Origin of the sequence: Bacillus sp. FSL L8-0199 (assembly GCF_038005705.1) — a bacterium.
Classification (GTDB): Bacteria; Bacillota; Bacilli; order Bacillales; family Bacillaceae_G; genus Bacillus_A; species Bacillus_A cereus.
The window spans coordinates 4,743,083-4,767,780 of record NZ_JBBOTS010000001.1; the positions used below are offsets into that span (position 1 = coordinate 4,743,083).

Consider the following 24,698-nt stretch of genomic DNA (forward strand, 5'->3'; position numbering starts at 1 on the left):
CTTTACCACCCAAAAAATTCCTGCTATCTACACTCACATATGGGCACTTACCTACATATCATGCTTGTAGAGTGACTTCTAGGAGGTGTTATATAGTGAAAAAATTAATCGCGATTTTTTGCATCATGTTACTAGCTGTTTTTACTTTTGCTGCTTGTAGTAGTAAAAAAGAAAGTACGAAAGAACAAACTCAAAACATTCGCGTTGGCGAAGTTACCCATTCTCTCTTCTATGCCCCATTATATGTCGGGATTGAAAAAGGATTTTTTAAAGATGAAGGACTAAATATTGACCTACAAACAACAGCTGGTGGCGATAAAACGATGACCGCCCTATTATCTGGCGGAATTGATATTGCTCTCGTCGGTTCTGAAACGTCTATTTACGTTCATCAACAAGGAGCGAAAGACCCTGTCATTAACTTTGCACAGCTTACACAAACAGATGGGACATTTTTAGTTTCACGTAAAAAACTAGACTCTTTTAATTGGAATGACGTAAAAGGTGTTACATTTTTAGGACAGCGTAAAGGCGGCATGCCGCAAATGGTTGGGGAATACGTTTTAAAGAAAAATGGCATTGATTCTCGGAAAGATACGAACTTAATTCAAAATATCGAATTTGCTAATATTGCAAATGCCTTTGCATCTGGTACAGGAGAGTTTGTGCAGCTCTTTGAACCGACTGCAAGCATATTCGAAAAAGAAGGTAAAGGTTATATCGTCGCTTCATTCGGAAATGAATCTGGTACTGTTCCTTATACAACGTTCATGGCAAAAGAAAGTTTCTTAAAGAAAGATAAAGCTGCTGCTGAAAAGTTCACAAGTGCGCTCTATAAAGCACAGCAATGGGTTGATACACATAGTCCAGAAGAGATTGCTGATGCTGTTTCTCCGCTATTTAAAGACACTTCGAAAGACATTACAGTAAAAGTAATTGAACGGTATAAAAAACAACATTCTTATGCGACAAATCCACTACTAGATGCGGAAGAATGGAAACAGCTCCAAACGATTATGAAAGACGCTGGTGAATTACAAAAAGAAGTCCCACATGAAGCGCTCGTCAATACAAAAATTGCCGAAAGCGTTATTAAGAAATAGAGGCGAAGTGTATGAGTTTTTTACAAATACGTAACGTTTCTCACTGTTTTTTCGCAAAAGAGAATGCCAAACTTATTCTCGAAGATATGAGCTTACAAGTGGAAGAAGGCGAATTTATTTCTATACTCGGCCCAAGTGGTTGCGGTAAAACAACGCTCCTCTCAATCATTGCTGGACTACTTGATCCAATTGATGGTATCGTCTTTTTAGATGGTGAACCAATTACAACGAAAACTTCATCTATGGGATATATGTTGCAGCAAGATTACTTATTCCCGTGGAAAACGATTGAAGAAAATATTATGCTTGGACTTCATATTCGAAAGATTTATGATGAACAGATGAAAGAACATACTTTAAATCTTTTACAACAAGTCGGTCTACATGGGGTAGAAGGACAATATCCTCGTGAACTATCCGGCGGTATGCGTCAACGTGCTGCTCTCGTTCGAACGTTAGCAACTGATCCGAAAATTTTATTACTAGATGAACCATTCTCCGCACTCGATTATCAAACGAAATTAAAACTAGAAGAACTCGTTTTCAACTTACTAAATAAATATAAGAAAACATCACTACTTGTTACTCACGATATTGAAGAGGCGATTGCGATGAGTGATCGTATTTATTTACTTCAAGCGAATCCTGGAAAAATCGCAAAAACCTTTATCGTCCCGGAAAGTATCCGTTCTTTATCACCGTTAGAAGCACGCCATCACTACGATTTCCCAGCCCTCTTTCAAGATATATGGAAGGAGCTGGAACGACTTGGATAATATAAAACAACTACATGAACAATTTCGAAAGAAAGAACGCAGGCGTGCTTGGATTGCTCGCTCATTACAGCTTTTACTACTTATTCTTTTCTTTGCACTATGGGAAATAGCTAGCAAAAAAGAATGGATCGATCCTTTACTCTTTAGTTCTCCTTCGAGTATTTGGGACCTCTTCTTAACGAAATGGATCGACGGTTCACTTTGGGCCCACATATGGACGACATTGCTGGAAACAGGAGTAGGCTTCATTCTCGGAACGGTACTCGGTGCTATTATTGCCACGTTTCTTTGGTGGATGCCACTTCTAGCCCGCGTACTTGATCCTTACCTCGTCGTTCTAAATGCAATGCCAAAAGTTGCACTCGGTCCAATCATCATCGTTATTTTCGGTCCAAACATTTCATCTTCTATCGCAATGGGAGTAATCATTTCCATCATCATTACCATTCTCGTTATTTACAGTGCATTTCAAGAAGTCGATTCTAACTATATAAAAGTGATGGACACATTTGGCGCAAATAAATGGCAATGTTATAAGCAAGTCGTTCTCCCTGCATCCTTTCCAGCAATTATCTCAACGTTAAAAGTAAATGTTGGTTTATCCTGGGTCGGTGTTATTTTCGGAGAACTTCTCGTTTCCAAACAAGGACTTGGCTACTTAATTAGCTACGGATTCCAAGTCTTTAACTTCACACTCGTCTTACTTAGCGTACTACTCACATGTGTTCTTGCAACTCTTATGTATGTATTTGTTGAGGCATTTGAAAAAATTCTAATTGGAAAAAGAAAAAGAAGCTGACTCAAAACAGTGCGCTATAGTCAGCTTCTTTCTTTTACCTTTTATCACACATTTTCGTTTCATTTGTAATGTTTCCATCCGCAACCGTAACTGTATGGAAACAGTCTTTCACACGTACTGTAACGACATTATCTTTTCGATCTATCACATGATAATCATTAAACTTTTCATTCAAAGCACTACGAATTTGCTCCCCTTCAAAAATCGGAAAACCGTGAGACATTACCCAAATGAGACCAGCAACAGCAAGAATCGTTTTCATACGTTTCATTACCTCCTCGAGAGTAAACTTATAGTCCCTACAACACGCGCATTATAATTGTGTCTAAATTGTGACATTTTTATACTAATTCTATTTTATACCGCAAGTTCCTTCTTCTTTTTAATAAAATACAGAATTTTCAATTTTATCAACATAAAAAAACGCAAAGAATTAAAAATTCTTCACGCTTTTCTTTAACGAAACTATATCGAATGCATAACTCACATTAGTCTCCACTTTGTTGTTCTATCGTTTTTGAAACACCATATAATCCCGACAGCACTTCCGCTCTCATTTTTACAAGCTCAGGAAACTGATAGAAGAAAGCAATTTTCTTATATTTTAACTCTGTTCCTTCTTTCACCTTTTTTGAATCTTGTAAAATGAACGCTGTAAATGTATCTGCGATATCTTCCGTTACATTTGTTGTTCCATACAGCGATACAAACTCATCATGCTTTTCTTTATAAAATTTAATTTGTGCCTCTTCACTTTCTTCTACTTTCTTTTCTGTCCACTCTTGCTCAATTGGTTTCCAAAATTCATTATAAAATTGGTTAATATACGAAGTTTTTCTCGCACATCCATTTTTCAAGAACACCGTGTTACATTTATTTCGATATGATGAAATGTCTTTCTCTTCATCAAACGCCTCTAAATATTTCCTATCCACTGGTACTTGTTTATGCCCAATCGTTAATACGTGAGCCGTTTCATGAATTAATGTTTTCATCACTTCATCTATATTCACCCCAGAATCGAGCACGTCTAAACTAAGCAACCAATCTCTCGGGTCATCCATACTTGGCATGACATGGGCAACAACGCCGTCATAACCATCCGTTATTAAATCCACCCCCGTTATATTCTCACGATATTTCACTGGAATGAGAGTGCGATACATGTCCCATAACGTTTCATGATACTCTCTATCTTGTCGCTGGCTTAACAAATCATCTTTTGCTACTTCGTCATCTGCAAAAACTTTATTCAATCTCTTACGATCCAATTTTTCAAAATAAGGATCTACAATTTCATCATCATCGATATAATAAGAAGCTAAAAAGAAGTAATTGTCATCCTCTTCTTTTTTCTGTTCCGCCTCTTTCATATTCATACTTTCATACTCTTCTATGTCATAATCCTCTACTTTTTCAAGTTCTGAAAGTCCCTCTATCTTTTTATATACTTTTTGTAATGTTTTATCTCCTATTTGCGTGCACTCTTCTTCTGTTTTACAAATTTCTTTTTCTTTCGTAACCTCGATAGCACTCTCGCATCCTGCAACTAAACTGCTTGCTATAATACAACACACTAACTTGCCATACAGTTTCTTCATACAATCCCCCATTATTCCATTCTACAAAATATCATAATCATTTTTTTGCGAATATGCGATAATTAATTATAAAAACTGCAAGGAGGCTTCCCATGATTCGTGCAATCTTATTCGACTTAGATGGAACACTATTAGATCGGCGCCAATCTTTAGAACAATTTATTTGTGAGCAATATAATCGCTTCGCCTCACATTTGAAGAGCATAGAGAAATCAGAGTATTGTTCTCGATTTCTTGAACTCGATAATAATGGCTATACGTGGAAGGATAAAGTATATGCTACTCTCCTTTCCGAATACAACATTACTACTTTAACGCAAGAGCAACTACTACACGACTATATTACAAACTTCCAACATCATTGTATTCCTTTCAAAAACACGCATGAACTACTTCAACAGTTAAAACAGCGAAACATTAAAATTGGTATTATTACAAATGGTTTTACTGAATTTTAGATGAGCAACCTTCGAGCACTACATATACATACGTATACAAACGCCATTCTCGTTTCGGAAGCTGAAGGAATTAAAAAACCTCATCCTGAAATTTTCGAACGTGCTTTGCAAAGACTAGATGTGAAGGCAGAAGAATGTCTTTATGTTGGAGATCATCCAGAAAACGATGTGCTTGGTTCTGAACAAGTAGGGATTCTTGGTGTTTGGAAAAAAGATTCGTTTTGGGGGAATTTTAAGCATTCACGTATCGTAGATGATTTGTTGGAGGTGCTTTCGTTTTTAGAGGTGGAGATAAAGTGAAACTTTAATCCGCCCCCACCTGAAAGAAATATATGCAAATAACCAATTCCAAACGACAAAGCAATTATTATAAAAAATAAAGAAAAGTTTAATTTAACCATCGAAACAGTAACAGTCGTTTCTTTTATCCATCTTTCCCCTCCTAAAATGTAAATATATCTTTACAAAATTGTATAATATACCCAAAATAATATAAAGATATATTTACATTTATTCTTACATACAAAAAAAGAAACCGGCTACTTTACTTCGTAAAACAGCCGATTTCTTCTATATGTTTCATCGTACGCGCTAATACGTCATCGCGCATTATAAAGCTAAATTTTCTATTCGTTTTAATGTTGTCAGGAATGTCTTTTAATAAAACAGACCCTTTCGTTTCTTCGTAATGCGTATGTTCTTCTACCGCACTAATTGTTGCAAAATAAATGTTTTTAATGATTATTTTGTCTTTTCCAGATACTTTGTATTGTCCTAAGTAAGTTAAATCAGAAACTATGCCGCCGGTTTCTTCATGAACCTCTCGAACTGCCGCTTCTTCCGGTGTTTCCCCTAGTTCTACTTTACCACCTGGAAATTCAAGACCGCGACGTAAATGATGCGTTAATAACCATTGATCCCCGTACCGGCATACAACCCAAACATGCTTTGGCTCAGGAGAAAATGGATAACGTTCAAACGATAATTGTACAGTGTTGTGGTAATAATCTTTAAATTTGTACATGCCATTACTCCCCTATTGATGGTTACAAGTTTTTCCTACCACAAATTGTAGCATATTCTCGCTTTTCTGCATAATATTATCCAATTACAATCCATTGATTATTCCCATTTGCGCGACTAATTCTTTCGTCTCATGATTTCCTAAATCATAAATCATTTTATATGCTTTTTGTAGTTGTTCATCATATCGGTCATTATTTGAATCGTGATGATACTCAACAAATGGAACGTGGGAGCGTACAAATGACCCTAAATCTTCTACATATGCTTGATCGAAGTGCTCTCTTAATTCCGTAATTTCTTCATCATTTGCGGAAATCTCAAAATTATAAGTATCCGCCGTCTTCACTTGTGAAATTTGACCGTTTCCTATTGATATATAATATGTTTTTTTCGTATCCATGTAACACCCTTCTTTCATCCTTTTAATTTCTATTGTTTTCATCAATTACAAAATTATGTAAAATAAAGAAAAGGAGGGGTTTTATGTTCAAAATATTAATTATCGGTATTATCATCGTCCTAATCATCCTCGTACTCTCCATCATGACAATTAATAAAGGCTATGCTTATAAACATTCGGTCGATAAACTAGAAGATAATCCTTATACAAAAAAGAATAAGGAGGATTCATAATATGCTTCGTATACTCCGCATCACAATCGCCCTCACTGTGATCGTTATGTCGGCAATTGGATTATATACAGGTCAAAATAAATTTGTACCTCTTTCATAATTTCTATTAGGGGTTTTAATGTTTCTCATCGCATTTGAACAAATAAAGAAAAAGGAATTAGCAACTGGACTTATTTGTATTATTGCTGGTGCCTTCATTTGGATTGTTCTCATTATTACCTACATAAAATAGAGGAGGTCTTTTATGCTAAAAGGAGTCCGGATTACTTTATCACTTATTGCCTTATGTATAGCAACCTATGGATTTTTTACTGGTAGTAGAGAAATAATGCCTTATATGTTCATCTTTTTAGGAGGTATGGCCCTCACCATAAGTTTAGAGGAAATATTAAAACGACAAACAGGAGGTAGTCTGCTCGCTCTACTAGCAGGAGCCGCTGCTTTATTTATTGGTTTCACAGAAATATTCTAGTAAATGGTCTAAAGGAGGCCATACAATGCTAACTCTAACTATATTACGGATTTTTTTAGCATTTCTCATGCTTCTCTTACTCACTTTAAGCACTTATGTCCATGTTACCGATAATTTTTCACTTCTTCCATACTTACAATTTATTCTCAGTTGTTCCTTTATTCTTCTAGGAATTAATGAATTAAAATCCGGACGAAAATCAATGAGTATCCCGTATTTTTTCGTTTCTGGTCTTATATTCTTCTTCTTAATATCGAACTACTTTCACTACATGTAGAATGAAATTTTGACCAATTTAGCATTTATAATTATTTTCTCTCAGTAACTATGTCTTTCTACTAAGGGGGATTCCATGTTAAAAAACATTCGAATTATAATCGCCACTATCGCTCTTTCTCTCGCCCTATTTAGCTTCTTTGCAAACTTCACTATTCTTTTACCTTACGTGTTCATCCTTTTAAGTATTATGTGTATCCTTTTTGGAATCGATGAAATAAAGCAGCAGCAAAAAACGAAAGCATTTATTTATTTTCTCTGTTCTGCCTTTGTTTTATATGTTGGAGTATCTAATATATTTTCATAAAAAAGAAGAGTATGGCCGCTCTTAGCACAATAAAAAAACTGCCCTTTCACAGGCAGTTTTTCTTTTTATCCAAAAACTTTCTCAAGTTCATCTTTATCTTGGCTTAACCAGAAGTTCATTAAGCGTTGTGCTCCTTCTAAGTCGTGAAGCTTCGCTTGACCACATTGCGTTTCATTTGCAGCCGGAATTTCTGTAATTTGAACCGCATCTTTTAATGTTAGTTCTAATAAATCAATGATTTCTCGAACTGTCGGCGTTCCGCTCACTACAAGATAATATCCTGTTTGGCAGCCCATCGGTGAAATATCGATAATATCAAAATGCGGATAACGATCAATATATTTACGTAAATTAAATGCTAATAAATGCTCTAACGTATGAATAACATCTGGTTTCATTGCTTGTTTATTCGGTTGACAGAAACGAATATCAAATTTATTTACAATACCGTCACTACCTACATTGTGAACTCCGCAATGTCTTACATAAGGTGCCTTTACAATCGTATGATCTAATTCAAAGCTTTCTACTGATGGCATACAACATCTCTCCCGCTTTTAATTTAATTCCGTTATATCCAATATGATATAACGGAAATGCACATTAGTAAAGTATTATGTACAGTCGTGCTATAATACTTTAAGAGTATGCTGAAAAGGAGACCGTTATGAAACAGATTTTTATTGGGATTATACGCTTTTATCAAAAGTTCATTTCTCCGATGACACCACCAACATGCCGCTTTTATCCAACTTGTTCTCATTATGGATTAGAGGCGTTTCAAAAACATGGTGCACTCAAAGGCTTTTGGCTTACTTGTAAGCGTATATTAAAATGTCACCCTTTCCACCCGGGAGGATTTGATCCTGTCCCAGATAAAAAGGATGACAAAGTAAATTCTTAATTGTCGTAACCATTCACAACTAAATCTAATTTTCCTGTATCAGGATCTATAACAAGACCGTGAACAGGTACTTCTTCCGGAAGTAATGGGTGGTTGCGAAGTACCGATACGCTATGTTCTACACTTTCTTCCACACTAGAGAAACCGCGCAAGAATTGTTCTAAATCGATTCCAGAATAACGAAGCATATCTAATTTCTCTTCTGTTATACCGCGTTCTTTCATTTTCTCAATCGTACTCCTTGCTTGAATTTTTGCCATACCACAATCATGGTGACCAACTACACATACTTCATCAGCACCAAGTTCGTATACAGCGACTAAAATACTACGCATAATACTTCCAAATGGATGTGAAATAACAGCGCCTGCTACTTTAATAATTTTCACATCACCGTTACGCATATTCATCGCTTTCGGTAATAGTTCAACAAGTCGTGTATCCATACAAGAAATAATTACCATCTTTTTGTTTGGAAATTTCCCCGCTACAAACTCTTCATATTTTTTCTCTTCAACAAATTTCTCATTGTACTGCAAAATCTCTTCTAATGACTTCATAGTAAAGGACCCTCTTTTCTCTCATTTACACTACATAAATAGTGTACCAAAATATGAAAAACTCAAAAAGGATATCGCTTTATAGTAAAAATAAGATATTTTCAGATAATCGACATAATTCTTTCAAAATATACACACAGCTTTGTAACAAGTTTCACATACTTTAAACGTATTTTCACTATAAACTGATTGTAGATAATGTAAAAAAGGAGTGAATATTTATTATGTCCGACGTTCTGTTACTGAGTCGTTTTCAATTTGCAATTACTATTTTTTATCACTTTTTATTTGTACCTTTGACAATCGGACTTGTCATTTTAGTAGCATGTATGGAAACTCAATACGCCCGCACATTGAATCCAACATACCGTAAAATGGCAAATTTCTGGGGTAAATTATTTACAATTAACTTCGTAATGGGGATTATAACCGGGATTACGATGGAATTTCAATTTGGAACAAACTGGTCTGAGTACTCCAAATATATGGGAGACATTTTCGGATCACCTCTCGCAATCGAAGCACTTGTTGCCTTCTTCTTAGAATCTACTTTCATGGGAATATGGTTATTCGGTAAAGACAAAATTTCACCAAAGTTCCGTGCCTTCTGTATGTGGATGGTTGCACTTGGAACAAACATTTCCGCCCTTTGGATTATTACAGCAAACGGCTTTATGCAAAACCCTGTTGGCTACGTAGTACGTAACGGCCGCGCTGAATTAAATGATTTCTGGGCACTCGTTACGAATCCATACGCTTGGAATATGTTCTTCCATACTGTAGTTGGTTGTTATATCGTAGGTGCTTTCTTCGTTATGGCAATTAGTGCCTATCACTTATTACGTAAAAATGAAGTAGAATTCTTCAAAAAATCATTTAAGTTTGGTTTAATGTTAGGCTTATTCGCCGCAACAATTACACCGTTTATGGGACATCAATCTGGTGTATCAGCAGCTAAATATCAACCCGCAAAAGGAGCTGCGATGGAAGCAGTTTGGGAAACTGGAAAAGGACAAGGCTTCTCAATTGTTCAAATTCCTGATGTAAAAAATGAGAAGAACTTTGAATTCCTTACGATTCCAAAACTCGGAAGCTTCTTCTACACAAATTCATTTGATGGCGAAATTGTTGGTTTAAAAGATATTCCGAAAGATGAACGTCCAAATGTTAACCTTGTGTATTATAGCTTCCGCTTAATGGTTGCACTCGGTATGTTCTTTATGGCATTAACTTGGTATGGCTTCTATTTAAACCGAAAAGGAAAACTAGAAAACTCAAAACGTTATTTAAAAATTACAATATGGTCTGTCTTACTTCCTTATATCGCAATTAACGCAGGATGGATTGTCGCTGAAGTAGGTCGTCAACCATGGACAGTATATAAACTAATGCGTACAGCAGAATCTGTATCACCTATATCTGTCCCGCAAATTTGGTTCTCATTAATTAGTTTAATTTTATTCTACACTTTACTTTTAATTGCAGACGTATACTTAATGCTAAAGTTCGCGAAAAAAGGACCTGCCGCATTAGAAGAACCTGCTACTGAGGGAGGTGTGGCTCATGTCTCATGATATGCTTGCAATCATCTGGTTCGGTTTATGGGGCGTGATTTGGACAGTTTACTTCATTCTTGACGGGTATGCACTTGGTAACGGAATGATTTTTCCTTTCGTTACGAAAGACCGACAAGAACGAAATCAATTACAAGAAGCAATTGGCCCGTTCTGGGGCGGTAATGAAGTATGGTTAATTACAGCTGGTGGCGCAACATTTGCTGCCTTCCCAGTCACATATGCTAATATGTTTAGTTATTTATATACACCGTTATTCTTAGTATTACTTGCACTATTTGCTCGTGCCGCTGGACTGGAATTCATGCATAAAGATGATTCACCAATTTGGCAAAAAACTTGTAAATGGGCATTTGCAATTGGCAGTTTCCTAATCGCCTTCTTATTCGGTGTTACATTCGCTAATCTTTATTACGGACTACAAATCGGAAAAAATGGCTATGAAGGAAATTTACTTAGCTTACTAAACCATTACGGTATATTAGGTGGTCTTTTCTTCACTGCTATATTTGTCGTATCCGGTGCCCTTTGGGTCATGATTAAAACGACTGGTGAAGTATCTGATCGTGCTTATAAAATCGCAAGACCATTTTCAATGGCAGCTGCTATTATTTTAGCTATCTTCTATGTAGCAACTGCTAATCGGACAAACTTATTCCAAAACTTTACGGAATATCCGGTACTATTCATTCTTCCAGTACTTGCAATGCTAATGAGTGTACTCGCACTTATTATGGTGTACAAACATAAAATTGGCCTTGCATTCACATTCATTTGCCTAACAATCGCAATGTTTATGACAACTGGCTTTGCAGGTATGTTCCCAAGAATGTTACCATCTCGTATTAACGATGCATACAGTACAACGTTATACAACGCAGCTGGTAGTCAATTAAACTTAAAAATTATGTTCTTCGTTGCAATGATCATGGTACCAATCGTTATTGGATATCAGCTTTGGAGCTACAGTATTTTTAAAAATAAAATTCATAAAGACTCTGCTAAAGGATATCACTAAAATACAAAAGACACTTCGTTTGAAGTGTCTTTTTTTGTACGTATGATTTTCGATAAGATGTTATATTTCTAATCTAACAACTATAATACAGAAGAATCATTAACAGCTCACAGCTAGATTGTATCATAGGGCAACTTCATCATTTTATGCAATTTTACATACTGTACTATAAAGTAAACTGTATCCCCTGATCATTCGCATCATTATCCCATACATCAGCTGTACTAATCCCGCTAAACGTTTGTACTTTCATTCCTGTATTTGATGATCCCGATCCATTATAAGCCTTCGTCTTTTCAATCGGCTGTACGTTATATTTGTCACCTACATTAATTGTTCCATTGCAGTTTTCAATAATAACACCTTCCACAACTGCCGGCATTTTGTCACCCACTTTCATTTCTTTACTTTTATTTTATGAAAATCGCCTAGAAAAATAGCATGTTTCAATAAGAAAAAGCACTCAATTTGAGTGCTTTTTCTTTAAGCATAAAGACAAGTTTGGAGACAGTTGACTTCTTCAAAATTTTATTAGGGGTAATATTTTGAAAAAGAAAGCCTTTCATATGTAGGTTAACACCACTGGAATATATAGTAAATTGATAATATTTATACGGAAGATTGCTAATGTTTAGTATAGATAGTTTACACTATGCTAACAGTGAAAACTATCTATACTAATAAAAAAAGGTGCCTTTCAAAAACAGACACTATAAAACAGAATTATTTATTGTTATACGATTGTTAGATACAAAAAGTAGAGGGAAATGTTTGTATTAAATTCTGCTTTATAAAGTCTGTCTACAAATTATATTGTAATCCTCTTCATTTGAAAAAAAATATAATATGCACAATTGCATACAAAAAGAAAAAGCACTCTACTGAGTGCCTTTTCAACCATTTTACTTTTAATATATCGCTTTGAATATATTGTAACATATGTATCCATATATTTTATTGAGAAAATTCAAAATCCTTTTTCTTTCATTTTCACTTATAAAATCATGTAATATAAAAGGTATGTCAAATTCTTATACAAATTGAGGTGTACTATATTTATGATGTATTTCGGAATTATTCCTCTTATATTATTTATTATTTTTCTTATCTCATATTTAAAAGATCCGCGAAAAATAATAAACGGCTTTTTATTTAATTCCTTTGTCTGTTTTTTCCTTCTTTTTTGTGTGATTATATCTGTAAATTCAAGTAGTGATGTCCTACGCTATATTATAATTTTACCTATTTTAGCACTTCTTATTATGCTTCCTTTCGGTATTGTTGCTTTAATGTTTGGGCTATTTCTTAATGCTAGAATTTTAATGAAGCGAGAAGGAAGACGGTTCACTAACTGTTTAACACTCCTTGCTGCTTTAGGGATGTTATTCTTTATGTTACTCCCTATCATAAACCCAGCAAGTTTGGTCTCATCGCATTTAGAGCCTATTTTTGCAGCTATTTCTCTTATAAGCTTCTATTTCTTTATACACTTATCTAACTTCTTAAGCGCATATTTTTTATACCAATTCAACAGACCAAGACGTAATCAAGATTTCATTATCGTTCTTGGTAGCGGCTTAATTAATGATAAAGTACCACCATTACTTGCAAGCCGCATTAATAAAGCTATCGACTTCTATTGGAAACAAGCAGCTGTAAATACACCACCAACAATTATTTTCTCTGGTGGTCAAGGTCCAGATGAAGGTCTTCCAGAGGCAGAAGCAATGCAAAATTATGCTGTTGAAAAAGGAATTCCTCTTGAACATACAGTACAAGAAAATCGCTCTGTAAACACATATCAAAATATGTTGTTCTCTAAAGAAATTATGGATTCTTTAAAACCTGAAGGTAAATATAAAAGTATTTTTACCACAAATAATTTCCACCTTTTCCGCGCTGGCATATACGCTAGACAAGCTGGTCTTAATAGCCAAGGAATCGGGTCAAAAACTGCATTTTATTACTGGCCTAACGCAATGATTCGCGAATATGTTGCGATTGTCGTAATGGGACGTAAGCGCCATATGAAAATATGTGGAACTATTTTAGGTTTCGCTTTATTCGTATCAATACTTAGTTTTATATTTTCTTAATAGCATCCCATCCTTTGAAAGGATGGGATTTCTTATACTGATTTCAAAAATATTTTAAAGATAATATGGTGATAATATTCCCTGCATACACCCATTAAAGGAGAATTTTTTCAAATTAAATGTTAAAATAAAATTTAGGTGTGAATGACGTAACAAATAAGAAACTAGTTTGAAACGAGGAAATTATATGGAGAAAATTATCAAAAACAAGCCCAATAAGCTAAAAATTGCTTCAAAAGCTTTGATGATTATTATTGGGGCATTTATCACAGCGTACGGATTAGAAGCAGTATTAATTCCAAATAACGTATCGGACGGTGGTGTGACTGGTTTAAGTATCGTTAGTTCAAGATTATTTGGATTGCCATTAGGAGCTCTAATCGCAGTTATTAACATTCCTTTCGTTTGGTTAGGGTATAAGCAAATCGGTAAAAGCTTTGCGATTTATTCTATTATCGGAATTGCTTCATTAGCAGTAGGTACCGTTGTCATGCACGGAATACCAGCTATTATTGAAGGCGATACATTATTAGTTACAGTTGTTGGTGGTATTATCATCGGTTTTGGTATGGGACTAGCATTACGTAACGGTGGGGCATTAGATGGAATCGATATGCTTGCTGTATTGCTTTCTCGTAAGTTACCATTTGGAACGAGTGACCTTATTTTATTCTTAAACATGTTCGTATTTATTTTCGTATCAACGGTATTCGGTCTTCAAGGAGCTATCCTTTCGGCAATTGCTTACTTTATCGCTTCGAAAGTGATTCATATCATTGAAGTTGGTTTAAGTGGTTCAAAAGCATTTAAAATTATTACAAAAGAGCCTGAATTAATGGTAGAAACAATTCGCGATCGTTTAGGCCGAAGTGCAACATATAACGAAGTATACGGTGGTTATTCAAGAGAGAAATTCAAAGAAATTTCTTGCGTAATTAACCGTTTAGAAGAAAGTAAAATGAAAGAACTTATTAATGAAATCGATCCACACGCCTTTATTACAGTTTATGACGTAGCAGAAGTAAAAGGCGGTAATTTCAAGAAACGTGATATTCATTAATCGTTATATAAAAGAGGGTATGCCAAAATTTTGGCACACCCTCTTTTTATTATTAAGTTGCTATCGTTGTTAGTTTTTGTCAGTAAGTCGATATATTTCAATAATCGCTGATATATTTTAAGTTGTGGTCGATATATTCCAATAATCCCTGATATATTTTAAATTGCGGTCGATATATTCTAATAATCGCTGATATGTTTTTACTCGCCCCCTTATGCCTAAATTGCACCAACTAAAAGGAATTAATTCCCACAACACGAAAAAAGACCAAAAAGCAAATTCAACTTTTCGGTCTCTATACTATCTTCTCTTTGTAATTTTCCCTGAACCACCGACCCTTGTTTTCGGAGGAGATGTATTCCTTGGCGGCGTTTTAATAGATGATTTTGGCTTCACATCTGATCCGCTTGAACCACCTGGTGTTTTCGTAATTTTCCCCTTGCTTCCAGTAGAAGGTGGGGGCGTCGTATTACTTCCTTTTTCAGTAATACTTCCCTTATCACCTACTGATGGTTTCGAATCTACATTATCGCCTCGCTTAATGATAGACCCTTTCCCTTCCTTCGTAATTGGAGGTGGGGTTTTCTTTTCTTCTTTTGTAGGTGGTCTTTCTGGAATAACTGGTTTATGATTTTGTCTATCGTTATATCCTCGATAATCACCGTATGATGATTTTCGTGAACCGAATATATCGTTTAATATGCTACCCATAATATATCCTTGCAAGAAGGACGGTTGGTAATTTTGACGGACAAATTCTTTGTTACTTATTTCAATTAACGTATCAGATGGTTTCTCTTTATCCTTTTGCAGGTTATAAATCTTATCAGAATAAACGAGGAACATTTGATTTTCGTCTTCTTTAGATGCTTGCTTCGGTTCTCTTTCGTTAATGAGTTCCTTCGCTACTTCAGGAACTGACCGATTGGCGGCCCTATACACGTAAGATTCTTGTTTACCTTCCTTGGCAACAGATTCAAGTGGATAACGGTCTTGAATCGACTTTGTCTGCCCGCCTTGACAACCTGATAAGGCATAACCAGCAACAACAAGTAATATAACGATAGCAAGTATAGGGATTACAAACGATTTAATCATGGTAAACAATCGGTTTGACATGATTACGCCCCCTTACGTTGCTCTTATAATTTGTACATCAGCAGGAATGATTGCTTCTCCCTCATACATCATTGTCCGACCATTTTGCCATTCAATACGCAATAATTTTCGATTATCTGATTGGAATTCCCATACGTACTGTTCTTCTGAAGCTGAGAATGGAGTTTTTCCCATAACAACAACACGTCCGTTATATTGTTCTTCCATATGGTACTCGGTATCATCCATTTCAATTGTCGTCGGAATTTCATCAATTGAATCTAAGCGACCATCAATTGGTGTATATAATTTGTAATACGTATTTTCACGATCTTCAATTTTTAAATAACGAATGTCTTTTCCATCTTGCAATGTCAAAACAATTTCCTTACGCGAATGCATACTCGTTTTCCCGATTAATTCATACATAACTAATGACACTTCAATCATATCGCCAGGAGCTAACGTTAAAAGACTCTTTTCCGGCTTCGGTGGCTCTGGGCTTTTCATTATATTTTTAATTCGTTTAAATAAACTCATGATCTACCCCTCCTTTTCTCTTTATAAACAAGCACCTAAAATTAGTGCACCAACAATATGTAATGATCCGGCTAACATCGCATGTGCAACGCTACCTTCTTTCGTACCTTCTTCTAAATCAAGACCAGACATTTTCTTTAATACAAATTCGATAAACATTTCTACCACTAATAAAATAACGAAAGAAACTGCTGAAGCAAGAAGTGCCTGCCATAAGTCATTTGCTTTCGTAATTGATTGGGATAAAATGTACCCTTGTGCAAATAATTTCATAATAAAACGAGTTGTTACAGCTGTATTTCCATTTTTAATTTCTTTTAAATCATTGTATTTTGTAAAAATTGAATCAACCCACATAATTGCAAATAAAAGTACTGCACTCGCTCCAGTCCATACAAGCATGGCAACTACATTCATCCATGTCATTGCAAAACCTCCTCTAAATATAATAGAAAACCGACATGAATATATTTAGACATGTCGGTTCATTTGTCTCTATTCTATATTATTTCTCATACTGCTTCATAATACGAGCTAATTCATCGTCAACAGCAGAATTTTTGTTTAAGCTTGCGAATTCATCATCTAATGATTTTTCTTTCTTATAAACTTCACCGCTTGCTTCTGCTTCAGCCTCTAATTGAAGAGCTTTCTCTTCCATACGGCTTAAACCAGCTTTTGCTGAGTTTGAATCAAATCCAGACATTGCCTGATTAATATTCTTTTGTGCTTTCGCCGCATTTACACGTGCTACAAGTGTTTCACGCTTATTTTTTAGCTCATTTAATTGCTTGCGCATTTCTTCTAGCTTTAGGCGCAGGTTATCAGCAGCAGCTTTATTTTGCTCGTAGCTTGCTTTATACTCATTCATTTTTTGTTCTGCATTTTGTTTCTCTTCTAATGCACGACGCGCAAGATCTAAGTTATTAGCTTGAACAGCCATATGAGCCTGCTCTTCACGTTTTTTCACAAGTGCTTCTTGCTCTTCAAATAATATTTTGAATTTCTTCTCAAGCGCGATTTGAGCTGCTACACTTTTCTCAGCTTCTTGTACATCCGCTTGCATATCGCGTAAATATTGATCAGTCATCTTAACTGGATCTTCCGCTTTTTCAATTAATGAATATACATTCGACATTGTTAAATCTCTTAATCGTTTGAATACAGACATCTAAATTCCTCCTATGATATACCTCATATTTCAAATTCACTACTTGGAAAACTGAAAAATCTCCCTTTACAGTAAAGAATATTCATTTTTACAGCCTATGTGTTTATTATAACAAAACTAATATGTCCTTACATGTTATTTCCAAAATACATCCATTATAATATGACATTCTATATACAATATTGTATTTCTAATATATTCTCATTATCCCTCTTTGAAATTAACTTACTTTTGTGCAATTTCACTAAATTACATAAGTGTAATGTTACTGTAAGCTAACTCGATAGTTGCATTCTGATATTTCTTATACACTAATACCAGAAGCAACAAACAAGCTTCTTCACTTGTAAGCAACAATACAAAAATTGTATTTAATATAAAACATATAAAAGGAGAAATCATCATGAAAAAATTAGTAGGAATCGGATTAGCAGCAGCAATTTCACTTGGAGCATTATCAGGTTGTTCTTTATTAGGAGAGAAAGCGAACGGTTTTGTACTGTACGGCTCAGAAGAACAAGTTCAGCAAATTACAGATAAAAACAAAAAAGAAGTGAAAGAAAAAGACTTCTATAAAATGAAAATGACAACATTAGATGGTAAAAAAGTTCTTGTAATGGATAAGAAAACTGGTGAGGAACTAGTGAAAAAAGAGTTACTTAGCAAAGTTGATGAAAAAGACAACACGAAACCACTTGATAAATTACCAGCTGTAACAACAGAACAAGGTGTATTATTTGCAAAAGAAAAAGTAGAAAATGCTACACTTGATGGAGCCAAATTAAAATATGAAGGCAACACAATTATCGGAAGTGGCCGTGCATATACAGATATGTATGCGATTGTCGATGACGCAACTTACAACAATGTAAAAGGTGATGAAAAATCTGTAGGTGTATTAAAATTTGATAAAGACCCAAGTAAAGAATTCCCTGGTTACAACGGCGTCGAAGCTTCTCAACTTGTAAAAATTAAAAAGTAAAACAAAAAAGCTTTGCGAAATTCGCAAAGCTTTTTTCTATTTATTATGAGCAACTTGTTCCATATCTGGACTACAAGTTTTCGACTGACATGACTTATTTAAAGAACATGCTGCGCATTTTCCTTTTTTACTTCTCTTTACAAAATTAACTAACGTGTATGCTGCATAACCAAAAATGATAGCTCCAATTATAATATTGACCATCATTATACATCTCCTTTTAGAATCCTAGTAAAGATCCAACTTGGTATATAATAAGCGTTAATACATACGCAACAACAAGCGGGTAAACGACTGAGAAAATCGTCCATTTCGCTGATCCTGTTTCACGTTTAATAACAGCCACCGTCGCTAAACATGGAACGTATAATAAAATAAAGAACATAAATGCATAAGCTGATAATGCTGTATAATGTGCTCCCATTACGTTTCCAAGCACATCTTCTTTAACTGCATAAATAATTGCCATTGTTGAAACGACAACTTCCTTCGCTAAAAATCCTGTTAAAAGGGATGCTGCAGCTTGCCACGTTCCAAAGCCGAGCGGTGCAAATAGCGGTGCGATAAATCCACCAATCATCGCTAAGTAACTGTCTCCCATATCAACACCAAATCCTGATGGACCTGCATAGTTTAATAACCAAATGATAACTGAACCACCGAAGATGAATGTACCAGCTTTACGAACAAATCCTTTTCCTTTCTCCCATGTGCTCAGCCATAACGTTTTTGCTTGTGGCACACGATAAGGAGGTAATTCAATTACGAAAATAGACTTTTCCGCTTTCAAAATCGTAAGAGACATAATTTTTGTAACTAATAACGCAAGAACAATCCCTGCAACATATAAAGAAAATACAACAGTCGCCTGACTATGCGGGAAGAATACGCCCGCAAATAATGCATATACAGGTAATCGTGCTGAACAAGACATAAATGGTGTTACTAAAATGGTAAGTAAACGTTCTTTCTCCTGTTCAATCGTTCTCGCAGCCATAATACCTGGAACGTTACATCCAAAACCGATAATCATCGGAATAAAAGCTTTTCCGTTTAAGCCGAAAAACTCCATAATTCTATCCATAACAACCGCAATTCGCGCCATATACCCTGAGTCTTCTAATAATGAAATGAAAAAGAATAGTGCAAAGATTTGTGGTACGAATACTAATACAGCACCAACACCGGCAATAATACCTTCTGTAACGAGTGCTTGAATAAACTGAGAAGCTCCAATACTTGTAAGTCCAGCCGTCACCCAATCCGTAAGCTGGCCACCAAAAAACTCATCTAACATATCAGATAAAGGTGTACCAATCCACGTAAACGTAACCTGAAAAATAAAAAACATAACTGCTAAAAAGATTGGAAGTCCTAAAATTTTATGTGTAATTAATCTATCAATTTTTTCTGAAAAAGGAATTTTCCCTTCTTTCTCATGCTTCATAACATTTGTTTTTAACTTTTCAATATACGCTTCACGAGTTTTGTAAATGTGCTCTTCTAACGTACAATCAAGTTTTCCTTCTAAGCGAGATCGAATGGCTATGAGTTCCTTATAAATTGGTAATGCTTTCATTTCTTTTTCTACTACTTCGTTATTGCTTAAAAATTGAAGTGCTAACCATCTCGGATGCTCGTAATTCACTGTCTCTAAAAGAGCAATTACTTCTCCAATTCCTTCATCCATTTGTACACCATATGAAATAAGGAATGGCTTTTTCTCTTTTTTGTCATTTTCTTTAAGAGTCGTAAGCAGTTCTTCACAGCCTTTTCCACTCCTTGCAACAACAGGAACGACTGTTACACCTAATAGTTCTGATAATCGTTTTACATCAATGACAATTCCTCTTTGCTTCGCCACATCAACCATGTTTAAACCAATTGAGACTGGCTTACCAAATTCAAGTAACTGCAACGTTAAATGCATATTTCTTTCAAACTGCGAGGAATCTACGATATTTAACATATGATTAAATTCTTCTGTTAATAGAAAGTTTGTTACAACACCTTCATCACGTGAAACTGGATTTAAATCATAAACACCTGGTAAATCAATTAATGTTCCTTGTCTATCTTTTAATTTACCAACCTTCTTTTCTACTGTTACACCGCTCCAGTTTCCTACATACTCATAAGAACCAGTAAGTGCATTAAATAATGATGTCTTCCCTGTATTCGGATTCCCTAGCAAAGCTACCTTATTCACGCTAATTCCACCTTTATCATTTTCGCGTCACAATGACGAATACTAATTAACTGTCCACGACACTCCAATGTACAAGGACCTTTAAACATCGCTTTCTGTTTCAGGCGAAGTTCGCTTCCTTCAGCAAGACCGAAAGCAGCTAGTCTACGCTTTAATAGCTGATCTAAAGACTGAATACTTTTTACTAACACTTTCTCTCCAATTTTAATATCTACTAAGCTCATAACCTTCCCCCTCAGAAGAGAATGATAATTATTTTCAAAAAAATTATACCACACCCAATTTCTCTTGTACTATACCCTTTTGCTTCATATTTATTAACATTTCGCTACAATTCTATTTCAATTATTGTCATACTGTATTCGTTTGCCATTCTCATCCATTTCGCTTACAATAAACAATAGCAAATAAAGAATCTCGTTATCACTGGGGGAGCCATGTCGCTGAGAGGGAACACTTCGTTCCGACCCTTCGAACCTGTTAGTTAATGCTAACGCAGGGATTGTGCAAACGTCCGAAATACATACCTCATTTTTATTTACGTATTTCGTATCCTCCTATGATATCTATTCTTTTTTGTACAACTTGGATTTAGGGGGAGACAACATGCGTAACACTAATTTACAAGCGATGATCGAATCTGCTATTCTTGCAGCCTTCGCCTTGGTCATCGACATTTTACCACTTTCAATAAAAATATCAGCAACAGGCGGTTCCATTTCATTTGCTATGATTCCTATTTTTATTATCGCATACCGCTGGGGCTTCAAAATGGCTTTCTTAGGGGGCCTAATTTGGGGATTATTACAAATTGTCGTAGGCGATGCCATTATCGTCACACCAATTCAAGTACTAATTGAATACTTTGTTGCTTTCGCATTCATTGGATTTGCTGGTTTATTCTATCGTCCAATTCAAAAAGCACTTTTAACTTCCAATGATAATAGCGAAGAGCAATCAAATTTAGGTAACCGTAAAGACAAACCTTCATCAAAACCAAACCAAGGAAAGAAAGTAATTGGATACATTATCGTCGCTACTTTTATCGGTAGTCTAGCTCGTTACTTCTGTCACTTTATCGCTGGTATCATTTTCTGGGGACAATATGCACCAAAAGGCCAATCGGCTTTCCTATATTCTTTAATATTTAACGGTAGTACAATGATTGGTTCCTATATTCTATGTACCGTTTTACTTATATTTTTATTTATCACTTCACCACGCTTATTCAAAAGCATCAGTGCTTATCAAATGAATACACAAAAAAAGGGCGCTTAATGAGCGCTCTTTTTTCATATCGTAATATTAATTAAAAATACAATAAATGCGCAAAAGAAAATAAATACCATTATACTTAGCCAATTGCTATGCACGGTTCATCGACTCCTTACATAACCTCATATTCTAAACAAATTATACTGATTAAAAATAAAGATTAGGTAAAGATAATATGAAAATAAATTAAAAAAGCGTAGCATGCATTATCTACGCTTTTTTCGGTAAGTAAAAGTAAAATAATACACCGTCTTCTGTATTTTTCACTCCATATTCAGCATCGTGTAATTCTAAAATATTTTTAGAAATAGCAAGCCCCAGTCCCGTCCCACCTTGTGAACGCTGACGAGCTGTATCCACGCGATAAAAACGATCCCAAATTTTATCTAATTGTTCTTCTTCAATGTGAGTACCTTTATTTTCAATACAAACTTTTATACGATTCTTCTCATCTATTGTAGAAATAATAATATCTTCTTTATTTGGTGTATAACGTATGGCATTCGTAATGAAGTTCACGATGACTTGTTCAATCCGGCCTTGATTTGCAATCACTTCAAATGAACATATATTTTTATGAACATGAAGTTCTTTTTTCTCTATTTCCACAGATAGATGTTCACATATATCTTCAATTACTGTATCAATATAAAACGAATCCTTTTTCATTTTATATGTACCAGATTCAAATTTAGCTAACTCAAGCATATCCAAAATTAAAGTATCCATTTTGTCTACTTCTCTTTCCATTGCCTGAAAATAATACTCTTTTTTATGTTCAGCTACTCCATCTTTTAAAATAGAAATACAGCTTTTCATAATACTTAGCGGTGTTTTTAATTCATGTGAAACACCAGAAATGAATTCTTTTCGCGTCCTTTCTAACTTTCTTTCCTTTTCAATATCTTCTTCTAACTGTCCAATATGGGAATGGAGTTTATTTGATAGCACATTAATATTTTTCGATAAATCCCCAATTTCATCTTTTGAAGTAATTGGTATTTTTTCTGTAAAATCTAATTGTGCTATTTTCTTCGTCGTATCATTTATTTTTAATAACGGTTTGGCAATTTGTTTTGAGTAATAGAACGAAGCTAAAAAAATAAGAACGACTACAAATGCAATGATGTAGATATAGTAATCTTGCACCATTTGTACAGCTTCATCTACGGGCTGTAAAGAAGCCATCGCATAAATATATGTTACTGATCCGTCTTTTTCTTTTATTGGTTTCATTAATAATTTATATTTTATATCATTCTTTTCATAGTCCATTGTTTGTGTTGTATATTGTATGTGTTTGTTCTCTTTTAATAATAAATCAGTTTGAAATTCTTTTATGTTATCTAAGAAGATGCCATTTTTATAAATTGGATTCACAGGACCTTTTACATCTGGTAACTGTACTTTTGTAACACGTCCACCTATGTAAACATTTGATTCTTGAGCAGCTTGCTCCTGAACAGCTGGTTTCTTTTCCTTAACAAGTTGTTCCTCAGCTGCTCTCTTTTTCTCCTCATTTAATTTACTCATTTTCTCATTAAATGCTTTTTCTAACGGTTTATTAGATCCACTTAAATTCTGCTTAGATAAAGAAAAAGAGAATGGAATAAAACTATCTTCTTTTTTCACTCCAGAAAAATAAATTTCTTGCCCTAAAAACTGCTCTGATAATTTATTATCAATTTCCTCTATATTGACGAGATTACCTAAGGGAATTTTAAATATTTGTTGTCCAAAGCTCTTTTGTTGCCTACGATCTATCGTTACTTCAAAATAAAAATCATCTGTATGTTTTAAATTCCCGTTCTTATCTAATGTCGTAATCCACGTATTATTTTCTCTTAAAAAGTCTTGCTCTAGTTTCTGAATTTCTTCTGCATTTCCTGCATAATTTAAATAATTCTTCTCAAAGGAATTTAAATTTACTTTAATATCTTCCACTTTTCGATTCGCATAATATTGTTTAAAAAATATCGTTTGTCCAATAAATATCGTCGCTAAAATCAACATACATAATGCTGTTGTAAGAGTAAATAATTTTAGTACAATTCCTTTCTTCATACATTCCCCTCAAATTTATAACCAGTTCGTACTACAGTTGTAATATACTTTGCTTTCTCTCCTAATTTATTTCTTAAATTACGAATATGGCTATTCACCGTTCGATCATCGCCAGCAAATTCATATCCCCAAATTCTTGAAATGAGTTGCTCTCGCGTTAAAACGATTCCTTGATTTTTCATGAAATACACCAATATTTCAAACTCCGTATGCGTTAAACTAACATCTGCCTCATCAACAGTAACAGTACGCGACGGAAAATGGACATGGATGCCATGAATCGATAACGTATCATCTTCGTTCTCTAAAGGTTTCTTCGATGCTTTTCTACTTTCTAATAATCGTTTCGCTCTTGCTAATAAAATTGGAGGACTATACGGCTTCGTCACATAGTCATCTGCTCCAAGTTCAAAACCAAGTAACGTATCGTCTTCATCTACGCGCGCCGTCAGCATAATAATAGGCACCTCGGACGTCTTCCTAATCCTTCGGCAAACAGACCATCCATCGAGTTCTGGCAACATAATATCTAAAATAACTAAATCAACCTCTTCTTCTTCAAATACAACTAAAGCCTCTTTCCCGTCCCTCGCTTCAAACACTACATATTGTTCACTTAAAAAATAATCTTTTAATATTTCACGTAATATGTCTTCATCTTCAACAATTAAAATGTTTTTTGACATAACTTATATA

At 34.8% G+C, this 24,698-nt stretch carries 29 protein-coding genes, 3 pseudogenes and 1 riboswitch; of the genes and pseudogenes, 15 read left to right on the plus strand and 17 right to left on the minus strand.

Translation table 11 applies throughout. From position 1 onward, the window contains the following. The first annotated feature begins 95 nt into the window (after window positions 1–95). The 3 genes from NST86_RS24480 to NST86_RS24490 are packed head-to-tail and all read left to right on the plus strand — an operon-like array spanning window position 96 to window position 2,678. Window positions 96–1,103: an ABC transporter substrate-binding protein gene (locus tag NST86_RS24480; protein WP_061664565.1), complete on the plus strand. Its 1,008-nt coding sequence runs from the start codon at window positions 96–98 to the stop codon at window positions 1,101–1,103. Between the two features lie 11 nt (window positions 1,104–1,114). Beyond that, a complete protein-coding gene (locus NST86_RS24485) occupies window positions 1,115–1,879 on the plus strand; it encodes an ABC transporter ATP-binding protein (protein WP_000009029.1) in 765 nt (254 codons plus the stop codon). Continuing rightward, window positions 1,872–2,678, plus strand: coding sequence for an ABC transporter permease (locus tag NST86_RS24490; protein ID WP_016118773.1), 807 nt, complete (start codon window positions 1,872–1,874; stop codon window positions 2,676–2,678). The genes NST86_RS24485 and NST86_RS24490 overlap by 8 nt, the downstream gene beginning before the upstream one ends. Before the next feature lie 34 nt (window positions 2,679–2,712). On the opposite strand, the gene NST86_RS24495 is transcribed toward NST86_RS24490, so the two are convergent. After that, on the minus strand, window positions 2,713–2,940 hold the full coding sequence (locus tag NST86_RS24495; protein WP_000849112.1) for a hypothetical protein: 228 nt from the start codon (window positions 2,938–2,940) through the stop codon (window positions 2,713–2,715). Window positions 2,941–3,166: 226 nt separating this feature from the next. After that, window positions 3,167–4,279, minus strand: coding sequence for a hypothetical protein (locus tag NST86_RS24500; RefSeq protein WP_061664563.1), 1,113 nt, complete (start codon window positions 4,277–4,279; stop codon window positions 3,167–3,169). A 92-nt stretch (window positions 4,280–4,371) separates the two neighbouring features. Between NST86_RS24500 and NST86_RS24505 the strand changes: the two are divergent. Further along, window positions 4,372–5,037, plus strand: a pseudogene (locus NST86_RS24505) (HAD family hydrolase). Window positions 5,038–5,051: 14 nt separating this feature from the next. On the opposite strand, the pseudogene NST86_RS24510 reads toward NST86_RS24505, so the two are convergent. The 3 genes and pseudogenes from NST86_RS24510 to NST86_RS24520 form a co-directional block, all read right to left on the minus strand. Continuing rightward, a pseudogene (locus tag NST86_RS24510) lies at window positions 5,052–5,138 on the minus strand (DUF3267 domain-containing protein); the annotation flags it as partial. Between the two features lie 143 nt (window positions 5,139–5,281). Next, entirely contained in the window at window positions 5,282–5,761 is a 480-nt protein-coding gene (mutTA, locus tag NST86_RS24515) for an antimutator 8-oxo-(dGTP/GTP)ase (RefSeq protein ID WP_000276385.1), read from the minus strand. Between the two features lie 84 nt (window positions 5,762–5,845). Continuing rightward, window positions 5,846–6,163: a hypothetical protein gene (locus NST86_RS24520; RefSeq protein ID WP_000379942.1), complete on the minus strand. Its 318-nt coding sequence runs from the start codon at window positions 6,161–6,163 to the stop codon at window positions 5,846–5,848. 83 nt (window positions 6,164–6,246) lie between these two features. Here NST86_RS24520 and ytzI point away from each other — a divergent pair, with 83 nt between their 5' ends. From ytzI to NST86_RS24540, 4 genes and pseudogenes are all read left to right on the plus strand, one after another. Next, on the plus strand, window positions 6,247–6,396 hold the full coding sequence (gene ytzI / locus NST86_RS24525; RefSeq protein ID WP_000472790.1) for a YtzI protein: 150 nt from the start codon (window positions 6,247–6,249) through the stop codon (window positions 6,394–6,396). A gap of 1 nt (window position 6,397) precedes the next feature. Next, window positions 6,398–6,628 (plus strand): annotated as a pseudogene (locus NST86_RS24530) (DUF3953 domain-containing protein). Window positions 6,629–6,640: 12 nt separating this feature from the next. Further along, complete coding sequence (locus NST86_RS24535; RefSeq protein ID WP_000912057.1) at window positions 6,641–6,868, plus strand: DUF3953 domain-containing protein; 228 nt, start codon at window positions 6,641–6,643, stop codon at window positions 6,866–6,868. Window positions 6,869–7,220: 352 nt separating this feature from the next. Beyond that, window positions 7,221–7,451 (plus strand): YczI family protein, encoded by a 231-nt coding sequence (locus NST86_RS24540; RefSeq protein WP_000916676.1) that lies wholly within the window; start codon window positions 7,221–7,223, stop codon window positions 7,449–7,451. Window positions 7,452–7,516: 65 nt separating this feature from the next. On the opposite strand, the gene luxS is transcribed toward NST86_RS24540, so the two are convergent. Beyond that, on the minus strand, window positions 7,517–7,990 hold the full coding sequence (gene luxS / locus NST86_RS24545) for an S-ribosylhomocysteine lyase LuxS (RefSeq protein ID WP_001141371.1): 474 nt from the start codon (window positions 7,988–7,990) through the stop codon (window positions 7,517–7,519). A gap of 128 nt (window positions 7,991–8,118) precedes the next feature. On the opposite strand from luxS, the gene yidD reads away from it, so the two are divergent. Beyond that, window positions 8,119–8,355: a membrane protein insertion efficiency factor YidD gene (gene yidD / locus NST86_RS24550; RefSeq protein ID WP_000809334.1), complete on the plus strand. Its 237-nt coding sequence runs from the start codon at window positions 8,119–8,121 to the stop codon at window positions 8,353–8,355. On the opposite strand, the gene NST86_RS24555 is transcribed toward yidD, so the two are convergent. Then, window positions 8,352–8,915: a beta-class carbonic anhydrase gene (locus NST86_RS24555; protein WP_000838158.1), complete on the minus strand. Its 564-nt coding sequence runs from the start codon at window positions 8,913–8,915 to the stop codon at window positions 8,352–8,354. The genes yidD and NST86_RS24555 overlap by 4 nt on opposite strands. 224 nt (window positions 8,916–9,139) lie before the next feature. On the opposite strand from NST86_RS24555, the gene cydA reads away from it, so the two are divergent. Beyond that, window positions 9,140–10,489 carry a cytochrome ubiquinol oxidase subunit I gene (cydA, locus tag NST86_RS24560; RefSeq protein WP_001286188.1) on the plus strand — a complete coding sequence of 450 codons (1,350 nt, stop codon included), beginning with the start codon at window positions 9,140–9,142 and terminating at the stop codon, window positions 10,487–10,489. Continuing rightward, window positions 10,479–11,507, plus strand: a complete 1,029-nt coding sequence (gene cydB, locus NST86_RS24565; RefSeq protein ID WP_000017658.1) for a cytochrome d ubiquinol oxidase subunit II — start codon at window positions 10,479–10,481, stop codon at window positions 11,505–11,507. The genes cydA and cydB overlap by 11 nt, the downstream gene beginning before the upstream one ends. 166 nt (window positions 11,508–11,673) lie before the next feature. On the opposite strand, the gene NST86_RS24570 is transcribed toward cydB, so the two are convergent. Beyond that, window positions 11,674–11,907 (minus strand): spore germination protein, encoded by a 234-nt coding sequence (locus NST86_RS24570; protein WP_002001299.1) that lies wholly within the window; start codon window positions 11,905–11,907, stop codon window positions 11,674–11,676. Between the two features lie 658 nt (window positions 11,908–12,565). Between NST86_RS24570 and NST86_RS24575 the strand changes: the two genes are divergently transcribed. Both NST86_RS24575 and NST86_RS24580 read left to right on the plus strand, forming a co-directional pair. Continuing rightward, window positions 12,566–13,603, plus strand: a complete 1,038-nt coding sequence (locus tag NST86_RS24575) for a YdcF family protein (RefSeq protein WP_000990101.1) — start codon at window positions 12,566–12,568, stop codon at window positions 13,601–13,603. 187 nt (window positions 13,604–13,790) lie between these two features. Beyond that, on the plus strand, window positions 13,791–14,663 hold the full coding sequence (locus NST86_RS24580; RefSeq protein ID WP_340934527.1) for a YitT family protein: 873 nt from the start codon (window positions 13,791–13,793) through the stop codon (window positions 14,661–14,663). A gap of 300 nt (window positions 14,664–14,963) precedes the next feature. Here NST86_RS24580 and NST86_RS24585 read toward each other — a convergent pair whose 3' ends face one another. The 4 genes from NST86_RS24585 to NST86_RS24600 form a co-directional block, all read right to left on the minus strand. Further along, complete coding sequence (locus NST86_RS24585) at window positions 14,964–15,782, minus strand: DUF4247 domain-containing protein (protein ID WP_000071190.1); 819 nt, start codon at window positions 15,780–15,782, stop codon at window positions 14,964–14,966. Window positions 15,783–15,794: 12 nt separating this feature from the next. Continuing rightward, window positions 15,795–16,301, minus strand: coding sequence for a DUF4178 domain-containing protein (locus tag NST86_RS24590; RefSeq protein WP_000051746.1), 507 nt, complete (start codon window positions 16,299–16,301; stop codon window positions 15,795–15,797). A 21-nt stretch (window positions 16,302–16,322) separates the two neighbouring features. Then, window positions 16,323–16,727, minus strand: a complete 405-nt coding sequence (locus NST86_RS24595) for a DUF350 domain-containing protein (protein ID WP_000220087.1) — start codon at window positions 16,725–16,727, stop codon at window positions 16,323–16,325. Between the two features lie 79 nt (window positions 16,728–16,806). Further along, window positions 16,807–17,472: a PspA/IM30 family protein gene (locus NST86_RS24600; protein WP_000110280.1), complete on the minus strand. Its 666-nt coding sequence runs from the start codon at window positions 17,470–17,472 to the stop codon at window positions 16,807–16,809. A 403-nt stretch (window positions 17,473–17,875) separates the two neighbouring features. Between NST86_RS24600 and NST86_RS24605 the strand changes: the two genes are divergently transcribed. Beyond that, on the plus strand, window positions 17,876–18,454 hold the full coding sequence (locus NST86_RS24605) for a lipoprotein BA_5634 family protein (protein WP_000737502.1): 579 nt from the start codon (window positions 17,876–17,878) through the stop codon (window positions 18,452–18,454). A gap of 36 nt (window positions 18,455–18,490) precedes the next feature. Here NST86_RS24605 and NST86_RS24610 read toward each other — a convergent pair whose 3' ends face one another. Genes NST86_RS24610 through NST86_RS24620 form a run of 3 tightly spaced genes read right to left on the minus strand, consistent with a single transcriptional unit; the run spans window position 18,491 to window position 20,887 of the window. Further along, window positions 18,491–18,661 (minus strand): FeoB-associated Cys-rich membrane protein, encoded by a 171-nt coding sequence (locus NST86_RS24610; RefSeq protein ID WP_000989593.1) that lies wholly within the window; start codon window positions 18,659–18,661, stop codon window positions 18,491–18,493. Between the two features lie 13 nt (window positions 18,662–18,674). Then, on the minus strand, window positions 18,675–20,663 hold the full coding sequence (gene feoB / locus NST86_RS24615; RefSeq protein WP_001044845.1) for a ferrous iron transport protein B: 1,989 nt from the start codon (window positions 20,661–20,663) through the stop codon (window positions 18,675–18,677). After that, window positions 20,660–20,887: a FeoA family protein gene (locus NST86_RS24620; RefSeq protein ID WP_000060512.1), complete on the minus strand. Its 228-nt coding sequence runs from the start codon at window positions 20,885–20,887 to the stop codon at window positions 20,660–20,662. The genes feoB and NST86_RS24620 overlap by 4 nt, the downstream gene beginning before the upstream one ends. 194 nt (window positions 20,888–21,081) lie before the next feature. Continuing rightward, window positions 21,082–21,183: riboswitch (TPP riboswitch) on the plus strand. Between the two features lie 86 nt (window positions 21,184–21,269). Here NST86_RS24620 and NST86_RS24625 point away from each other — a divergent pair. Further along, the gene (locus NST86_RS24625; RefSeq protein ID WP_001246570.1) at window positions 21,270–21,941 is read left to right on the plus strand and encodes an energy-coupled thiamine transporter ThiT; all 672 of its coding nucleotides are present in this window, start codon (window positions 21,270–21,272) and stop codon (window positions 21,939–21,941) included. Between the two features lie 207 nt (window positions 21,942–22,148). On the opposite strand, the gene NST86_RS24630 is transcribed toward NST86_RS24625, so the two are convergent. After that, window positions 22,149–24,002 (minus strand): sensor histidine kinase, encoded by a 1,854-nt coding sequence (locus NST86_RS24630; RefSeq protein WP_061664561.1) that lies wholly within the window; start codon window positions 24,000–24,002, stop codon window positions 22,149–22,151. Further along, window positions 23,999–24,688: a response regulator transcription factor gene (locus NST86_RS24635; protein WP_000041848.1), complete on the minus strand. Its 690-nt coding sequence runs from the start codon at window positions 24,686–24,688 to the stop codon at window positions 23,999–24,001. Before NST86_RS24635 ends, NST86_RS24630 begins: the two co-directional genes overlap by 4 nt. Between the last annotated feature and the right edge of the window lie 10 nt (window positions 24,689–24,698).

What these genes read in the sequence shown, in the direction of transcription:
- NST86_RS24635 (WP_000041848.1), bottom strand. Translation starts at nt 24,688, where the DNA reads ATGTCAAAAAACATTTTAATTGTTGAAGATGAAGACATATTACGTGAA.
- mutTA (WP_000276385.1), bottom strand. Translation starts at nt 5,761, where the DNA reads ATGTACAAATTTAAAGATTATTACCACAACACTGTACAATTATCGTTT.
- NST86_RS24500 (WP_061664563.1), bottom strand. Translation starts at nt 4,279, where the DNA reads ATGAAGAAACTGTATGGCAAGTTAGTGTGTTGTATTATAGCAAGCAGT.
- NST86_RS24555 (WP_000838158.1), bottom strand. Translation starts at nt 8,915, where the DNA reads ATGAAGTCATTAGAAGAGATTTTGCAGTACAATGAGAAATTTGTTGAA.
- NST86_RS24580 (WP_340934527.1), top strand. Translation starts at nt 13,791, where the DNA reads ATGGAGAAAATTATCAAAAACAAGCCCAATAAGCTAAAAATTGCTTCA.
- NST86_RS24600 (WP_000110280.1), bottom strand. Translation starts at nt 17,472, where the DNA reads ATGTCTGTATTCAAACGATTAAGAGATTTAACAATGTCGAATGTATAT.
- NST86_RS24570 (WP_002001299.1), bottom strand. Translation starts at nt 11,907, where the DNA reads ATGAAAGTGGGTGACAAAATGCCGGCAGTTGTGGAAGGTGTTATTATT.
- cydA (WP_001286188.1), top strand. Translation starts at nt 9,140, where the DNA reads ATGTCCGACGTTCTGTTACTGAGTCGTTTTCAATTTGCAATTACTATT.
- NST86_RS24620 (WP_000060512.1), bottom strand. Translation starts at nt 20,887, where the DNA reads ATGAGCTTAGTAGATATTAAAATTGGAGAGAAAGTGTTAGTAAAAAGT.
- NST86_RS24585 (WP_000071190.1), bottom strand. Translation starts at nt 15,782, where the DNA reads ATGTCAAACCGATTGTTTACCATGATTAAATCGTTTGTAATCCCTATA.
- NST86_RS24495 (WP_000849112.1), bottom strand. Translation starts at nt 2,940, where the DNA reads ATGAAAACGATTCTTGCTGTTGCTGGTCTCATTTGGGTAATGTCTCAC.
- NST86_RS24540 (WP_000916676.1), top strand. Translation starts at nt 7,221, where the DNA reads ATGTTAAAAAACATTCGAATTATAATCGCCACTATCGCTCTTTCTCTC.
- NST86_RS24630 (WP_061664561.1), bottom strand. Translation starts at nt 24,002, where the DNA reads ATGAAGAAAGGAATTGTACTAAAATTATTTACTCTTACAACAGCATTA.
- NST86_RS24605 (WP_000737502.1), top strand. Translation starts at nt 17,876, where the DNA reads ATGAAAAAATTAGTAGGAATCGGATTAGCAGCAGCAATTTCACTTGGA.
- NST86_RS24575 (WP_000990101.1), top strand. Translation starts at nt 12,566, where the DNA reads ATGATGTATTTCGGAATTATTCCTCTTATATTATTTATTATTTTTCTT.
- cydB (WP_000017658.1), top strand. Translation starts at nt 10,479, where the DNA reads ATGTCTCATGATATGCTTGCAATCATCTGGTTCGGTTTATGGGGCGTG.
- luxS (WP_001141371.1), bottom strand. Translation starts at nt 7,990, where the DNA reads ATGCCATCAGTAGAAAGCTTTGAATTAGATCATACGATTGTAAAGGCA.
- ytzI (WP_000472790.1), top strand. Translation starts at nt 6,247, where the DNA reads ATGTTCAAAATATTAATTATCGGTATTATCATCGTCCTAATCATCCTC.
- NST86_RS24520 (WP_000379942.1), bottom strand. Translation starts at nt 6,163, where the DNA reads ATGGATACGAAAAAAACATATTATATATCAATAGGAAACGGTCAAATT.
- yidD (WP_000809334.1), top strand. Translation starts at nt 8,119, where the DNA reads ATGAAACAGATTTTTATTGGGATTATACGCTTTTATCAAAAGTTCATT.
- NST86_RS24625 (WP_001246570.1), top strand. Translation starts at nt 21,270, where the DNA reads ATGCGTAACACTAATTTACAAGCGATGATCGAATCTGCTATTCTTGCA.
- NST86_RS24595 (WP_000220087.1), bottom strand. Translation starts at nt 16,727, where the DNA reads ATGACATGGATGAATGTAGTTGCCATGCTTGTATGGACTGGAGCGAGT.
- NST86_RS24610 (WP_000989593.1), bottom strand. Translation starts at nt 18,661, where the DNA reads ATGATGGTCAATATTATAATTGGAGCTATCATTTTTGGTTATGCAGCA.
- NST86_RS24535 (WP_000912057.1), top strand. Translation starts at nt 6,641, where the DNA reads ATGCTAAAAGGAGTCCGGATTACTTTATCACTTATTGCCTTATGTATA.
- NST86_RS24590 (WP_000051746.1), bottom strand. Translation starts at nt 16,301, where the DNA reads ATGAGTTTATTTAAACGAATTAAAAATATAATGAAAAGCCCAGAGCCA.
- NST86_RS24485 (WP_000009029.1), top strand. Translation starts at nt 1,115, where the DNA reads ATGAGTTTTTTACAAATACGTAACGTTTCTCACTGTTTTTTCGCAAAA.